17 protein-coding genes are annotated in these 15,174 nt (G+C 30.9%); 14 read left to right on the forward strand and 3 right to left on the reverse strand.

The annotated features are described in order from the left end of the window. Positions 1-87: 87 nt before the first annotated feature. The 11 genes from L8V79_RS02030 (at position 88) to L8V79_RS02080 (ending at position 10,952) form a co-directional block, all read left to right on the forward strand. On the forward strand, positions 88-294 hold the full coding sequence (locus tag L8V79_RS02030; protein ID WP_263702311.1) for a tautomerase family protein: 207 nt from the start codon (positions 88-90) through the stop codon (positions 292-294). Continuing rightward, positions 291-752 carry a thioredoxin-dependent thiol peroxidase gene (gene bcp, locus L8V79_RS02035; RefSeq protein WP_263679502.1) on the forward strand — a complete coding sequence of 154 codons (462 nt, stop codon included), beginning with the start codon at positions 291-293 and terminating at the stop codon, positions 750-752. Before L8V79_RS02030 ends, bcp begins: the two co-directional genes overlap by 4 nt. Next, positions 746-1,819, forward strand: a complete 1,074-nt coding sequence (locus L8V79_RS02040; protein ID WP_263682465.1) for an epoxyqueuosine reductase QueH — start codon at positions 746-748, stop codon at positions 1,817-1,819. The genes bcp and L8V79_RS02040 overlap by 7 nt, the downstream gene beginning before the upstream one ends. A gap of 68 nt (positions 1,820-1,887) precedes the next feature. After that, positions 1,888-2,328: a 3-hydroxyacyl-ACP dehydratase FabZ gene (gene fabZ, locus L8V79_RS02045; RefSeq protein ID WP_039619275.1), complete on the forward strand. Its 441-nt coding sequence runs from the start codon at positions 1,888-1,890 to the stop codon at positions 2,326-2,328. Then, positions 2,328-3,119 (forward strand): acyl-ACP--UDP-N-acetylglucosamine O-acyltransferase, encoded by a 792-nt coding sequence (lpxA, locus tag L8V79_RS02050; protein WP_263663942.1) that lies wholly within the window; start codon positions 2,328-2,330, stop codon positions 3,117-3,119. Before fabZ ends, lpxA begins: the two co-directional genes overlap by 1 nt. Next, on the forward strand, positions 3,112-4,341 hold the full coding sequence (gene clpX, locus L8V79_RS02055; RefSeq protein WP_039619273.1) for an ATP-dependent Clp protease ATP-binding subunit ClpX: 1,230 nt from the start codon (positions 3,112-3,114) through the stop codon (positions 4,339-4,341). Before lpxA ends, clpX begins: the two co-directional genes overlap by 8 nt. A gap of 2 nt (positions 4,342-4,343) precedes the next feature. Beyond that, positions 4,344-5,381 carry a rod shape-determining protein gene (locus L8V79_RS02060; RefSeq protein ID WP_012662095.1) on the forward strand — a complete coding sequence of 346 codons (1,038 nt, stop codon included), beginning with the start codon at positions 4,344-4,346 and terminating at the stop codon, positions 5,379-5,381. Continuing rightward, a complete protein-coding gene (gene mreC / locus L8V79_RS02065) occupies positions 5,371-6,114 on the forward strand; it encodes a rod shape-determining protein MreC (RefSeq protein ID WP_263702313.1) in 744 nt (247 codons plus the stop codon). The genes L8V79_RS02060 and mreC overlap by 11 nt, the downstream gene beginning before the upstream one ends. An 86-nt stretch (positions 6,115-6,200) precedes the next feature. Then, positions 6,201-7,172, forward strand: coding sequence for a catalase (locus tag L8V79_RS02070; RefSeq protein WP_263702314.1), 972 nt, complete (start codon positions 6,201-6,203; stop codon positions 7,170-7,172). A gap of 97 nt (positions 7,173-7,269) precedes the next feature. Further along, positions 7,270-10,533 (forward strand): carbamoyl-phosphate synthase large subunit, encoded by a 3,264-nt coding sequence (carB, locus tag L8V79_RS02075; protein ID WP_263702315.1) that lies wholly within the window; start codon positions 7,270-7,272, stop codon positions 10,531-10,533. Then, a complete protein-coding gene (locus L8V79_RS02080) occupies positions 10,530-10,952 on the forward strand; it encodes a Sua5 YciO YrdC YwlC family protein (protein ID WP_263702316.1) in 423 nt (140 codons plus the stop codon). The genes carB and L8V79_RS02080 overlap by 4 nt, the downstream gene beginning before the upstream one ends. Here the strand turns inward: L8V79_RS02080 and L8V79_RS02085 are convergent, their stop codons facing one another. Further along, positions 10,953-11,987: an isoaspartyl peptidase/L-asparaginase family protein gene (locus L8V79_RS02085; RefSeq protein ID WP_263702317.1), complete on the reverse strand. Its 1,035-nt coding sequence runs from the start codon at positions 11,985-11,987 to the stop codon at positions 10,953-10,955. Positions 11,988-12,161: 174 nt separating this feature from the next. Here L8V79_RS02085 and L8V79_RS02090 point away from each other — a divergent pair, with 174 nt between their 5' ends. The 3 genes from L8V79_RS02090 to bioD are packed head-to-tail and all read left to right on the forward strand — an operon-like array spanning position 12,162 to position 13,400. Beyond that, positions 12,162-12,509, forward strand: coding sequence for a DMT family transporter (locus L8V79_RS02090; RefSeq protein WP_087699708.1), 348 nt, complete (start codon positions 12,162-12,164; stop codon positions 12,507-12,509). Next, entirely contained in the window at positions 12,509-12,823 is a 315-nt protein-coding gene (locus L8V79_RS02095) for a DMT family transporter (protein ID WP_039619256.1), read from the forward strand. The genes L8V79_RS02090 and L8V79_RS02095 overlap by 1 nt, the downstream gene beginning before the upstream one ends. A 7-nt stretch (positions 12,824-12,830) precedes the next feature. Next, positions 12,831-13,400 carry a dethiobiotin synthase gene (gene bioD / locus L8V79_RS02100; RefSeq protein ID WP_263702318.1) on the forward strand — a complete coding sequence of 190 codons (570 nt, stop codon included), beginning with the start codon at positions 12,831-12,833 and terminating at the stop codon, positions 13,398-13,400. Here the strand turns inward: bioD and L8V79_RS02105 are convergent. Then, positions 13,375-14,547 carry a class I SAM-dependent methyltransferase gene (locus L8V79_RS02105; RefSeq protein WP_263664571.1) on the reverse strand — a complete coding sequence of 391 codons (1,173 nt, stop codon included), beginning with the start codon at positions 14,545-14,547 and terminating at the stop codon, positions 13,375-13,377. The two genes, bioD and L8V79_RS02105, sit on opposite strands and share 26 nt — an antisense overlap. Further along, positions 14,534-15,148, reverse strand: coding sequence for a restriction endonuclease (locus tag L8V79_RS02110; protein ID WP_263702319.1), 615 nt, complete (start codon positions 15,146-15,148; stop codon positions 14,534-14,536). Before L8V79_RS02110 ends, L8V79_RS02105 begins: the two co-directional genes overlap by 14 nt. Positions 15,149-15,174 lie beyond the last annotated feature (26 nt).

The following is a 15,174-nucleotide window of genomic DNA, read 5'->3' on the forward strand; positions in this document are numbered from 1 at the left end:
TTATTGAAAATAAAACTAATTTTATCAAAAATATACTAATAATTGCTAGAATATAGTAAAATTCTTTATTTAAAGCAAGGAAAAACAATGCCTATTATTAGTATCAAACTCGCTAAACCAGAATTTAGTAAAGCACAAAAAGAAGAGTTAATAGCAGATATTACAGAGCTTTTGCATACAAAATATAATAAACCAAAGCAAAATATAGTCATAATGCTAGAAGATATTGAGCCATATAATATTGCTTTTGGTGGTGAAAGTGTAGAAAAATTAAGATTGAAAGGTAAAAAATGAAAGAATTGCAAATTGGCGATAAAGCCCCAGTTTTTGAACTTTTAAATCAAGATGGGGTTAAAATTTCTCTAAGTGATTTTTTAGGTAAAAAAATTATTTTGTATTTTTATCCAAAAGATAATACCCCAGGTTGTACTACACAAGCTTGTGAATTTAGTCAAAATTATGAAGATTTTTTAGGGCAAAATGCTGTGATTATAGGTATTAGTCCAGATAGTGTGAAATCACATGAAAATTTCATAAAAAAATATGATTTAAAGCACACTTTATTAAGTGATAGTGAAAAAGAAATTTGCAAACTTTATGGCGCTTGGGGTTTAAAGAAAAATTATGGAAAAGAGTATGAAGGGCTTATAAGATCTACTTTTGTAGTTGATGAGGAAGGAAATATCGCAAAAATTTATAAAAATGTAAAAGCTAAAGATCATGCTTTTAAGGTGTTAAAAGAATTATGCTAGTACATATTTGTTGTAGTGTGGATAGTCATTATTTTATACAAGAATTAAGCAAAGCCTATCCTGAAGAAAAAATCATCGGGTATTTTTATGACCCAAACATCCATCCATATAGTGAGCATGAACTTAGATTTTTAGATGTTAAACGCAGTTGTGATAAGCTGGGTATTAAACTTTATAAGGGTGAATATGAGTATGAAAAATGGCTTGAGAGTGTAAAGGGCTATGAGGATGAGCCCGAAAAAGGTGCAAGATGTCAAATTTGTTTTGATTTTAGAATGCACAAAAGTGTTGAATTTGCTCAAAAAATAGGAGAAAAAAAACTTACAACAACTCTTTTAACATCTCCTAAAAAAGACCTAGAGCAACTAAAATTAGCATTACAAAAAGAATGTGATAAATTTGGCATAGAGTTTTTAGCGCCTGATTTTAGAAAAAATGGAGGCACGCAAAGACAATTTGCCCTAGCAAAGCAAGATATGCTTTATCATCAAAATTATTGCGGATGTATTTATGCGCTTTCTAAGCAAAAAGGTCAAAAAGCCTTTATAGATGAGCTGATGAGTCCTATTAATAAACAAATATTGCCTTCAAGTATAGAAGAAAAAATTAAATTCTATAACCAAGTAAAAAATTTAGAAAAAAAGGGCATTAAATTTGAAATTCAAAGAGAGAAATTTTTAAATTATCGCTTGTTAAGGGCTTTGATAAAACAAAACAAGCAAGCTATAAGAACTCATGTTTTATTTTACTCACATTTTAAAAATTCTTACACTAAATTTAGTGTTTTAGATGAGGGTTTAAAGCATTATAAAAGTGCAAAGGATGAGATTAATTTATGGAGTTTTGATTATTTTAATAGCTTATGTAAAATGCGATTTAAAAATTACGAAGATTTTTTACAAAATCCTTTAAAAATAGAGCAAGAAATCAAAATAAGACAAAAGCATTTTGGTGCTTATGATCTTTCACCGGTGATTATTGTTGAAAATATTATTAAAGGTGCTTATGAATTTATGGCAAAAAGTGAAATTTATTTTGATAGCAAAGAAAAGATTGTGAAGTTATAAAACTTAATTAATTTATTAATATTTTTTTTGTAAAATCTGAATTTTGAATATATTTTAAGGCTAAATTTATGATAGATGTAATGCAAATTCAAAAAATTTTACCACATAGGTATCCATTTTTACTTGTAGATAAAATCGTAGAATTAAAAAACAAAGAAGTTGTTAGAGGTTATAAAAATATTAGTATAAGCGATCATGTTTTTATGGGACATTTTCCAGATCATCCAATTTATCCGGGTGTGTTAATTTTAGAAGGTATGGCACAAACCGGAGGGGTTTTAGCATTTGAAAGTATGGATGATAAAGTAGATCCAAGCACTAAGGTAGTGTATTTTACGGGTATTGATAATGCAAAATTTAGAAATCCAGTGCGTCCTGGTGATAGACTTGATTATGAAATGAGTGTAGTAAAAAATCGTGGAAATATGTGGATTTTCCAAGGAAAAGCTTTTGTAGATGGGCAATTAGTTGCAGAAGCTGAACTTAAAGCCATGATAGTAGATAAATGATGAGCAAAATTCATCCAAGTGCAGTTATAGAAGATGGAGCTATTATAGCAGATGATGTTGTAGTAGAAGCTTATGCTTATATTGGTAAAAATGCTAACATAGGCGCAAATACCATCATCAAACAAGGTGCAAGAATTTTACCTAATGTAACTATAGGTGAGAATTCGAAAGTGTTTTCTTATGCTATAGTTGGAGATATCCCGCAAGATATATCTTATAAAGATGAGATAAATTCAGGTGTTATTATAGGAAAAAATGCGGTTATTAGAGAATTTGTTACTATTAACTCAGGTACAGCTAAAGGCGATGGCTTCACAAGGATAGGCGATAATGCTTTTATCATGGCTTATTCTCATATTGCACATGATTGTACTTTAGGAGATCACATCATTTTAGCAAACAATGCTACTTTAGCAGGCCATGTAGAACTTGGAGATTATACTGTAGTAGGTGGGCTTACTCCAATACATCAATTTGTAAAAGTAGGAGAAGGGTGTATGATAGCAGGTGCTAGCGCACTTTCTCAAGATGTGGTGCCATTTTGCTTGGCTGAGGGAAATCGTGCAAGCATTAGAAGTTTGAATTTAGTAGGCATTAGAAGACGCTTTGATAAAGAAGAAGTGGATGTTTTAAGCAAGGCTTTTAAATTTTTATTCAGACAAGGAAATTTAAAAGATAATGCTTTGAATTTATTAGAAAGTGCTTCTAGTGAAAATGTTAAAAAAATGTGTAATTTTATCTTAGAAACAAAAAGAGGAATTCCTATATATAAGGAAAAAAACCATGGTTAAAAGATGTAGTTTTTGTAACGAAATAGAAACAAGCGAAAGAAGAATTTTAGTAAATGATTATAATAATGCCTTTATATGTGAGTATTGTGCTGAAAGTGCTTGCAATATTTTCTTTGGAGAGGAAAAAGAGCTAAAAAATAAAGAAGTTGATAAAGAAAATTTTAAAGACATAACCCCTAAAGAATTAAAAGCATATTTAGATAAATATGTCATCGGGCAAGATAGGGCTAAAAAAATCTTTAGTGTAGGGGTGTATAATCACTACAAAAGGCTTTTTAGATCTGACTTAGAAGATGATGATACAGAATTAGCAAAATCAAATATTTTATTAGTAGGTCCAACAGGAAGTGGAAAAACTTTGTTAGCGCAAACTTTAGCTAGATTTTTAGATGTGCCTATTGCAATTTGTGATGCGACTTCTTTAACTGAAGCAGGTTATGTAGGAGAAGATGTTGAAAATATCCTTACTCGTCTTTTGCAAGCTGCTGATGGAGATGTGCAAAGAGCACAAAAAGGGATTATATTTATCGATGAGATAGATAAAATCGCAAGGATGGGTGAAAATCGCTCCATTACAAGAGATGTGAGTGGTGAGGGTGTGCAACAAGCTTTACTTAAAATCATTGAAGGATCTTTAGTAAATATTCCGCCAAAAGGTGGTAGAAAACACCCAAATCAAGATTTTATACAAATAGATACGACTAATATTTTATTTGTGTGTGGTGGAGCTTTTGATGGTATTAGTGATATCATTAAAAGAAAATTAGGCGATAATGTCATGGGCTTTTTTACTGATGATAAAAAAGATGAAAAAGAAGCTTTACTTCAAAGATTAGAACCTGATGATTTAGTGCATTTTGGGCTTATCCCTGAACTTATAGGAAGATTGCATGTGCTTGCTTCTTTAGAAGAGCTTGATGAAGAAAGCATGGTGCGTATTTTAACAGAGCCAAAAAATGCCATTATTAAACAATATCAAAAACTTTTTGCTATTGATAATGTGGAATTAAAATTTGAAGATGAAGCACTAAGAGAGATTGCTAAGCTTTCATTGGAGCGTAAAACAGGGGCTAGAGGTTTAAGAAGTATTATTGAAGAGATGATGGTAGATTTGATGTTTGATTTGCCAGAGTATAATGGATATAGTATAGTAATTACCAAAGAGGTAATCAAAGAAGGTGCAAAACCTTTATTTATAAAAAATAAAAAAGTTAAAGGCTGAGAATGATTTTAGATCAAATAATTGGATTTTTTTCAAGTGATATGGGGATTGACTTAGGTACCGCAAATACTTTAGTTTTGGTAAAAGATAAAGGTATAGTGATTGATGAACCTTCAGTTGTTGCAGTAGAGCGTGAAAGATATGGTAGGGTTAAAATTTTAGCTGTTGGAAAAGAAGCTAAGGAAATGGTAGGAAAAACCCCAGGTAATATCGAAGCAATCCGTCCTATGAAAGATGGTGTGATTGCTGATTTTGATATGACTGAAAAAATGATCCGTTATTTTATAGAAAAAACTCATAGAAGAAAATCTTTTTTAAGACCTAGAATTATCATTTCAGTACCTTATGGTTTAACCCAAGTTGAAAGAAAAGCAGTTAGAGAAAGTGCTTTAAGTGCGGGCGCTAGAGAAGTATTTTTGATAGAAGAACCTATGGCAGCAGCTATTGGTGCAAATTTACCTATTAGAGAGCCTCAAGGGAGCTTGGTGGTAGATATTGGTGGTGGTACAACTGAGATTGGCGTTACTTCTTTGGGCGGGCTTGTGATTTCAAAATCTATCCGCACAGCCGGTGATAAGCTTGATACTAGTATAGTAAATTATGTAAAAGAAAAATATAATCTTGTCATAGGTGAAAGAACTGGTGAGGAAATTAAAATCGCTATTGGTTCAGCAGTTCAGCTTCCAAAAGAGCTTTCTATGGTAGTTAAAGGACGCGATCAAGTAACAGGCTTGTTAAATAGAATCGAACTAACAAGTGAAGATGTAAGAGAAGCTATGCGCGAACATTTAAAAGAAATCGCTGATGCTTTAAAAATCGTTCTTGAAATGATGCCACCTGATCTTGCAGCTGATATTGTTGAAAATGGTGTTGTTTTAACAGGAGGTGGAGCTTTAATACGCGGGCTTGATAAATATTTATCTGAAATTGTAAAACTTCCAGTATATGTAGCTGATGAGCCACTTTTAGCAGTTGCAAAAGGTACAGGTAAAGCTTTAGAAGAAATTTCATTATTACACCAGCTAACGAATGAAGAGTAAAATTCTTAGCGTTTTAATATTATCTTTTTTAGTATTTATTTCGTTTTATTATGGAGATGTAATAAAACGAAATGTTTTAGATTTAAATATTGCTATTGTTAATCAATTTTCTCAAAGTATTGATCTTTTAAAAAACAAATTCAACGAGCATTTTAACCAAGCTGAAGAAATTAGAACTTTAAGAGAAAGAAATGCTGAGCTTGAAAAAAATAATATTTATATGAAAAACTTTGCTAATGAGCTAAATAATATTTTAAGTGATAAAAACTCAAGTTTTTATTATCCTAATGTGAGTTTAGTTAAAGCAACTTCTTATGCGCAAATTAGTGATTATCATAAGGTTTGGCTTGATGTTGATTATAAAGGAAAAATCAAAGGCTTAATTTATAATGGCTATACAGCAGGCATAGTCATAGAAAAAAATGGTAGAGCTTTGGGGCTTTTGCAAGGTGATGAAGAATGTATTTTTTCTGTTTACATAGGTAAAGAACAAGCACCAGGTATAGCTCATGGAAGAAATGATTATATTTTAGTTAAGTATATTCCTAAATGGCTTGAGCTTAAAATGGGCGATAAGGTTTATACAAGTGGTTTGGATGAAATTTTCTTTTCAGGAATTCCAGTAGGAGAAATTTTTAAAATAGAAGAAGAGGGTGCTTATCAAAATGCTTATGTTAAACCTTATGCTAAGATGAAAGTGCCAAACTATTTTTATATGGTGGAAAATTTATAGTAAAAAATTATTTATTTTAATTAATATAAATTATTATTTAGAATTAAATATTACAATAGCTTCTAAGTTTAAAACTAGGAGCTTTAATGAAAAAATATATCAGCAGTTGTTTGGCTATTTGTTGTTTAAGTGGTGCTATTTATGCAAACGAAGTAGAATATGATGCGCAAAAAATAGCAGATATTTTTTATCAACTTAATGCAGACCCTAAAAATCCGAAAGCAAAGGTTAATCATGCAAAGGGTTTTTGTGCTATGGGAACTTTTGAGCCAGCTTTGTCTATCAATAAAGAAGTTGATGTGCCTTTATTAACACAAAAAAGCTTACCGATTCAAGTAAGATATTCTTTGGGTGGTGCTTTTAAAGATGATAAAAGCAAAACAAGGGGTATGGCTATTAGAATTACTGATCCTAAAGATTCTGCCTCTTGGACTATGGTTATGCTAAATACAGAAATAAATTTTGCAAAAAATCCTAAAGAGTTTGGTCAGTTTTTTGAAATGAGACTTCCTGTAAATGGTAAAGTCGATCAAGAAAAAATAAGCAAGATGATGAAAGAGGTTGATTCTTATAGAAATTTTGCTGCATATACGGATAAAATTGGTATCAGTAAAAGCGTAGTAAATACTCCATTTTTTAGTATTCATACTTTTTATTTCAAACAAGCAAATGGAGAAAATTATCTACCAGTAAGATGGAAATTAGTTCCAAGTGAAGGTGTGGCATATTTAAATGAAGCACAAATGAAAAGTGCGAGTAGTGATTTTTTAAAAGAAGATTTTCAAAATCGTATAAAGACTAATAAGCCAGTTGAGTATAAAATGTATTTAGTATATGCAAATAAAAATGATATTACTAATGATACAACGGCTTTGTGGAGTGGTAAACACAAAGAAAGTTTAGTTGGGACTTTTAAAGTTAATGCTTTGAGCAAGGAAGATTGTAATTTTGATGTATATTTTCCTTCGGATGTACCTCAAGGGGTTAATCCACCACAAGATCCTTTATTTGATGTAAGAAATGAAGCTTATGCTATAACTTTTGGTAAGCGTCAATAAAATTTAGCTCTTTAAGAGCTAAATTCTTTATTAATTTCAACTTCTAAAAAACTTATATTTGTTATAATTTGGCTAAAAATTCAGCTTAGGAAAATACATGCCAAAAAGAACAGATATAAAAAATATATTATTAATAGGCAGTGGGCCTATCGTTATAGGTCAAGCTTGTGAGTTTGATTACTCAGGAACTCAAGCAGCAAAAACCTTAAAAGAGCTAGGTTATAGAGTAGTTTTGATCAATTCTAATCCAGCTACTATTATGACAGATCCTGAATTTGCTGATGCAACTTATATAGAACCAATTATTAAAGAAAGTATTCTAAGTATAATCAAAAAAGAAAAAATCGATGCGATTTTACCTACTATGGGTGGCCAAGTTGCATTAAATGTTGCTATGGAAGTTTATGAAAGTGGTGAGCTTGCAGATGTAAAATTTTTAGGTGCAAATCCTGAAGCGATAAAAAAAGGTGAAGATAGACAAGTTTTTAAAGAATGTATGAAAAAAATTGGCATGGATTTGCCAAAATCTATGTATGCGTATAATTATGAAGAAGCTTTAAAAGCTGTTGATGAGATTGGTTTTCCTTTGATGATTAGAGCTTCTTTTACCTTAGGTGGTGCAGGAAGTGGCGTGGTGTATAATATGGATGAGTTTGCAGAACTTGCAAATACTGCTTTAGCACTAAGCCCTATCCATGAAATTTTAATCGAAGAAAGCTTGCTTGGTTGGAAAGAATATGAAATGGAGGTCATTAGAGATAAAAATGACAATTGTATTATCGTTTGCTCTATTGAAAATGTTGATCCTATGGGGGTTCATACAGGTGATTCTATTACTATAGCTCCTGCTTTAACTTTGACTGATAAAGAATACCAAGCAATGCGTAATGCTTCTTTTGCTATTTTAAGAGAAATTGGAGTAGATACAGGTGGATCAAATGTGCAATTTGCTATCAATCCAACTAATGGTAGAATGATAGTTATTGAAATGAATCCTAGGGTTTCAAGATCTTCAGCCCTAGCTAGTAAAGCTACGGGCTATCCCATAGCTAAGGTAGCTACGCTTTTAGCAGTTGGATTTAGTTTAGATGAGATTAAAAATGATATCACAGGAACTCCTGCTTCATTTGAGCCGGTAATTGATTATATCGTAACTAAAATTCCTCGTTTTACTTTTGAAAAATTCCCAAATGCAAGCACAGAGCTAGGCACTGCTATGAAAAGCGTGGGTGAGGTTATGGCTATAGGGAGAACTTTTAAAGAAAGCATTCAAAAAGCACTTTGCTCACTTGAGAGAAATTTAAGTGGATTTGATACTATAGAATGTGATAAAAATGAGCTTTTGGCAAAAATTCGCCAAGCTAATGAAAAACGTTTACTTTATATAGCACAAGCTTTTAGAGAAGGTTTTAGCACACAAGAGCTTTTTGAGCTTTGTAAAATAGATCCTTGGTTTTTAAATCAAATCAAAGAAATAGTGGAATTTGAAAACCAAATAGATATGGATATTTTAAGTAATAAGCAACTATTAAGAAAAGCTAAAACCTTAGGTTTTTCAGATAAAAAAATCGCTAGCTTGATTAATCAAAAAGATAATCTTGAGTTAAGCCAAAATGATATTTATTATGCAAGAATTAAGCATAAAATCATCGCTCAATATAGCGAAGTAGATACTTGTGCAGGCGAATTTGAAGCACTAACTCCGTATTTATACTCAAGTATCAATGCAAATGAAGCTACGCAAGTAAAAGAAAGTAAAGATAAAAAAGATAAAAAAGTGATGATTATAGGTGGTGGGCCAAACCGTATAGGACAAGGTATTGAGTTTGATTATGCTTGTGTGCATGCTTCTTTTGCTCTAAAAGATATGGGTGTAAAAACTATAATGTATAATTGTAATCCAGAAACGGTTTCGACAGATTATGATACAAGTGATATTTTATACTTTGAGCCAATTGATTTTGAGCATTTAAGAGCAGTTATTGATAGAGAAAGACCTGATGGGGTGATAGTGCATTTTGGTGGTCAAACTCCGCTTAAATTTGCAAAACGCCTTAGTGCTTTTGGAGCAAAGATTATAGGAACAAGTGCAAGGGTAATAGATTTAGCTGAAGATAGAAAGAAATTTGCTAAATTTATTGAGGATTTAGGCATAAATCAACCTAAAAATGGCACAGCTATAAGTGTAGAAGAAGCGATTATAAAGGCAAATGAGATAAGTTATCCTGTGCTTGTTAGACCAAGCTATGTTTTGGGTGGTCGTGCAATGCGTGTGGTGCATGATGAGAGTGAGCTTAGACTTTATATGCAAGAAGCAGTGGATGTGAGTGATAAATCTCCGGTGTTAATCGATCAATTTTTAGACAATGCAACTGAGCTTGATGTAGATGCGATAAGCGATGGAAAAGAAGTTTATGTAGCAGGTATTATGGAGCATATTGAAGAAGCAGGAATTCACTCAGGCGATAGTGCTTGTTCTTTACCTGCTGTAAATATTGATGAAGCTATGCTTGAAATGATTGAGCAAAAAACAAAAGATATTGCTTTAAATTTAGGTGTAGTAGGGCTTTTAAATATACAATTTGCTATCCATGATAATAAACTTTATATGATAGAAGTAAATCCAAGAGCTAGTAGAACTGTGCCTTTTGTAAGTAAGGCTACAGGAATTCCTTTAGCTAAGGTTGCAACGCGCGTGATGTGGCAAGGAAATTTAAGAGAAAGTTTGAAATTTTATGATACCTTTAAAGTGGTAGAAGAAAAAAATGGAATTTTAAAAGCTAAAAAACCAAAACACATTAGTGTAAAATCAGTGGTATTTCCTTTTGCCAAACTTAGTGGAAGCGACCTTGAGCTTGGGCCTGAAATGCGCTCAACAGGTGAAGTTATGGGTGTAAGCAAAGACTTTGAAAACTCTTATGCAAAAAGCCAACTTGCTTCTTCAAATTTCTTACCAGAAAGTGGCAATGTATTTTTATCACTAAGAGAACAAGATAAAAAATACGCAGTAGATTTAGCTAACGAATACATTAAGCTAGGATTTAAAATCATTGCTACAAGCGGTACTTATAAAATTTTACAAGAAGCAGGTTTAGAGTGTGAGTTTGTGCATAAAATTTCTGAAGGACGCCCAAATGTAGAGGATAAGTTAAAAAATTCTCAAATTCAACTTGCTATTAATACTAGCGATGAGCATAGTTTTAAAGGTGATACTAAAAAAATTAGAGCAAATATTTTACGCTTTAAAACCCCATATTTTACAAACCTAAGAGCAGCGTATGCAGGTGCTAAAGCGATTAAAGCTATACAAAATAAATCATGCCTTGAAGTAAAGAGCTTGCAAGAATACTTAAAAGCATGATTTATCTTGCTCAAACTGATACAACAGCGGGGTTTTTAAGCAAGGACTTAAAAGCCCTTAATACTTTAAAAAAAAGGCCTTTAAGCCAAGATTGTTTGATTACCACAGCTAAATTTAGTGAGCTTAAAAAACTTACAAGAGTGCCAAGTCATTTTAAAAACACTATTAGAAAATCCGAAAAAACTACTTTTTTATATCCTAATTCTAAAGCAATACGCGTCGTGAAAGATTGTGCTCATGAGGAATTTTTAAAAGAGTTTGATTGGCTTTATTCTACTTCTGCAAATCTTCATGGAAAAAAATTTGATCTAAATTGGGCTATGCAAAATGCAGATAAAATAGTAGATGAAAAGTTTTTTGAAAGCGGAGCCTCAAAGATTTTTAAACTTCGAGGCGTTAAAAAAGTTAAGTTACGCTAATTATTCTCCAAGTGGCCAAAATACTTTTGGTTCTTCACCGATTTTTGCTTGTCCATGATACATTCCAAGTTTATCTTTAGTCCAAGCATAGCCAACTTTTCCATTTTTATCTATAGAGATGATTCCACCCGTGCCACCAAGTTTAGCTACTTGTTTGATAGTTTCTTCGGCTGCTTTTTGTACTGAAAGTTTTTTGTATTTATATAAAGACGCAACTTCATGAGCCACAGCCACTCTTATATAAATATCACCTGTTCCTGTGCAAGAAATTGCTACTGAGTCATTATTTGCATAATTTCCTGCCCCTATGATAGGAGAATCTCCAATGCGTCCTGTCATTTTATTTGTAGTACCACCTGTGCTTGTGCCCGCTGCTAGGTTGCCATTTTTATCTAAAGCTATCGTACCTACTGTGCCTAAATATGGCTCAGTACTTACACCAAGATGAGCCTTTGCTTTATCGCTATCTAGTAATACTTCTTTGCTTTTTTTAGCTTCTTGAAGTTGTTTGTATCTGTGCTCTGTGAAAAAATATTTTTGTCCTACTATTTCTAAACCATGTTTTTTGGCTAATTTATCAGCACCTTCCCCTGCTATTAAAGTATGAGGTGTTTTTTCCATAACAAGTCTTGCTGCCTCTATAGGATTTTTAATCGTCCTAGCCATAGCAATTGCACCTGCTCTTAAATTTTTTCCATCCATTATAGATGCATCAAGTTCGTTAAATCCATCAGAAGTAAAAACAGCACCTTTTCCAGCGTTAAATTCAGGACTATCTTCCATTACTTTAATGGCAGCTATAACTGCATCAACAGAGCTTCCACCTTTTTCAAGTATGCTTTGGCCCGCTTTTAAAGATTCTTTCATTACTTTTTCTCTTTTAGCAAATTCTTCTTTAGTAAGTCCTAAGCCACTTGTACCACCGTGTATCACGATGATAGGTTCAAAATCTTTTGCAAAAGTATTATTACTTGCTAAAAATGCTAAACTAGCTAATATTAATAAAGCCTTTTTACTATTTGTTAAAAAACTCATTTTTATCTCCTTTTTACAAGCTTTTGATTCTATAATAATAAAAATTAAATATAAATTAATATTATAAAAATATTTATAATAATGATATTTTTTATTATTATATGTTTAGTTTTTGATTAAAGTTTTATTTTTGTAATTTTAGCTATAATTTGCGCTTTTGAAAAAAGGTAGATTATGATAGAAAGAACAAAAATAAGCTCTAATTTTGGTTGGTTTATGGTGATTTTAGGTGGTTTGGTTGAGTGTTTTTGGGTGAGTGGTTTAAAATACTCTACTGAAATTTGGCATTATGCTTTAACAGCCATTGGAGTTTGTATATCTTTTACATGTTTTTTAAAAGCTTGTGAAAGACTTGAAGTAAGTATTGCTTATAGTGTTTTTGTAGGTATTGGCACGGTTGGAGTGGTGCTTAATGAGATGTTTATTTTCAATGAGCCAAGCTCTATTACCAAGCTTACTTTAATAGCCATTTTGCTTTTAAGTATCATAGGCCTTAAAATCATTAGCAAGGAAGCTAAGTAATGGAATGGTTCTTTTTGTTTTTGGCGACTGCTTTTGAAATTTTTGGCGTGATTATTATGAAACAACTTGTAAGCACTAAAAATAAGCTTTATCTTTTAGCTTTGATAGTGTGTTTTGGTTTTTCGTTTGGGTTTTTAAGCCTTAGTATGCAAAGCATTGCTATGAGTGTGGCTTATTCTATATGGACAGGAGCTGGAACTGCAGGTGGGGTTATCATCGGAGTGCTTTTTTACAAAGAAAGTAAAAGCTTTTTAAAGCTTTTTTTGATCGCTCTTATCATTGCTTGTACTGTGGGTTTAAAAATACTTTCATAGGTTTAAAATGAAAATATACATTAGTGGTATAGACACAGATGTTGGCAAAACTTATCTAAGTGCTAGACTTTGTAAGGAATTGGGTTTTGATTATTTTAAGCTTATCCAAGCAGGTATGCCAAAAGATAGCGAGGTAGTAGCTGAGTTTAGCCCAAAAACTAAGATTTTCAAAGAAGGCGTGTTTTTAAAAACCCCTGCTTCCCCGCACAAAGGCAGAATTTTAGAGAATTTAAATTATAAAGCTTTTGATATACAAATTCCACAAAGTGAAAAACTCATCATCGAACTAGCTGGTGGGCTTTTTTCGCCTCTTGATGATGAAAAAACAATGATTGATTATATGAGTGCGTTTAAGCACCCTACGTTTTTAGTGGCAAAAGACTATCTAGGAAGTATCAACCACACGCTTTTAAGTATAGAAGCATTAAAACAAAGAGATATTAAAATCCTTGCTTTAATCTTAAAAACTCAAGATACTTTTAGCAAGGATTTTATAAGTAATTACGCTAAAATTCCTATCATAGAATTTGATGATAAAGTGTGCGAAAATATTAAACCAATTTTAAAAAATCTCTAAAACTTTCATTTAGCAAGCAATTTTCTAAACTTCTTTGGGAAAATAAAAATCTTCCATCACAAACAAAGCCAAGCTCATTCCAATCAATTTTATTTAATTTATCACATATTTTTTGTAAAAGATTTTTATCACATTTAAATTTTGGGAAAATAGCTAGTATAGAACCATCATAAGCTTTGCAATCATTTATAAAAAATGGATTTTTATTTCTTGTTTTTGTATTGACATAAATTCTTTCTAAATCACTTTTATAATAGTTTCTACCCCATTGCCACCAATTATCTTCATTAAATTTTTTGATTTTTCTTGTTAATAATATATTTTTATGTTGTATTAAATATTCACATGTTTTACCATAATTTCCATAAATCATCTTTTTTGTCTTTTTTGTTTTATTTGTTGAAGAACAAACGAAATCTATATTTCCAAATTTGTCATTTGTAAAAATTTTATCTGCACCACTTACAGCTCCAACTTTTACAAAAAATAATTTTGAAAATGGTATAAAATAATGATTCTTAGTAAATAGTATTTGTCCATTTATGCAATTAAATTCTTTTAAACAATTTGTACTTCTTTTAAAATTTCCTTTTTCAAATCTCCATATAGCACAATTTGGTTGGGCGTTATGAAAAATTTTTTTATCACCTAAATCTATAAAATCAGTTATACTTCCTTGAGAAAATAAAAAATTATTTAATTTTATACTAGAAGTGCTTTTTAAAAAATCTCTAGGTGTGATAAATATCAATTCGCCATTATCTTTTAAATGTAAAATGCATTTATATATGAAAAACAGATATAAATTGCTTCTTTCATCAAATATTTGACTATAAGTTTGTAGGGAAAATTTGGTGTTATATTTTATATCTTTATATTTTACATAGGGAGGGTTTCCTATTATAGTATCAAACTTTTCATTTATTGGATAATCAAAAAAATCTATATTTAGTATTTGTTGATCATTTATAACATTTTTATCTATTTCTATACCTATTTTATTAGCAGGTAAATTTCTAAAAAATGCTCCATTTCCACAACTTGGCTCTAAAAACCTACCATTGTTTTTAATTAAGCTCATCATGTCACTTACTACATATTGTGGCGTAAAAACTTGCCCTAGTTCTTTTATATTAAGCATATTCATTAAAATATTTCTTAAAATGAAAATACGCATCAGCTCTAAGTTTTAAAGAATTAGCAAAACATTTCATTATAAAATCTTTGGCTTCTTTAAAATCTCTTGATATAGGACATCTATTTTCATCCCATTTTGCTTGAAAAGGTAAATTATTTCCGTTAGGTGAAATTTTATTAAGACTTTTAAGTGAAGCTACAAATATATCTTGAGTATTATCTTTATTTATAATTAAAAAATAATAATCTTTGCAATTTTCTTTTAAATTCTTTTTTAAGTTACAAAAATATTGTTCCCAGTTTATATTATTAAAAATTGGAATATTTCCTGTCAATGCATAATATACACCTAGTTTACAATTTAAATTATCCGTAGTATGCGTTGTTGTGACTTTTATATTTACAGGATAAAATTCCCCGTTTTCTTCCAAACTAAAATCAAACCAAGCCCTAGCATTTGGTAAATTAATTTTAAAATCATTATTTATGATATTTATTATATCATCTTCATTTAAAGCAGAATTTATTCTTCCATCTCTTGAGTATTCTTTTAGTTGTGCTCTATTTTCTAATAAAAAATTTTGAATTTCAATAAGCTTACTTGGAAACATTTTATTCCTTATTTAGATTATTTGAT

It is taken from the genome of Campylobacter sp. IFREMER_LSEM_CL2194, assembly GCF_025771685.1.
Classification (GTDB): domain Bacteria; phylum Campylobacterota; class Campylobacteria; order Campylobacterales; family Campylobacteraceae; genus Campylobacter_D.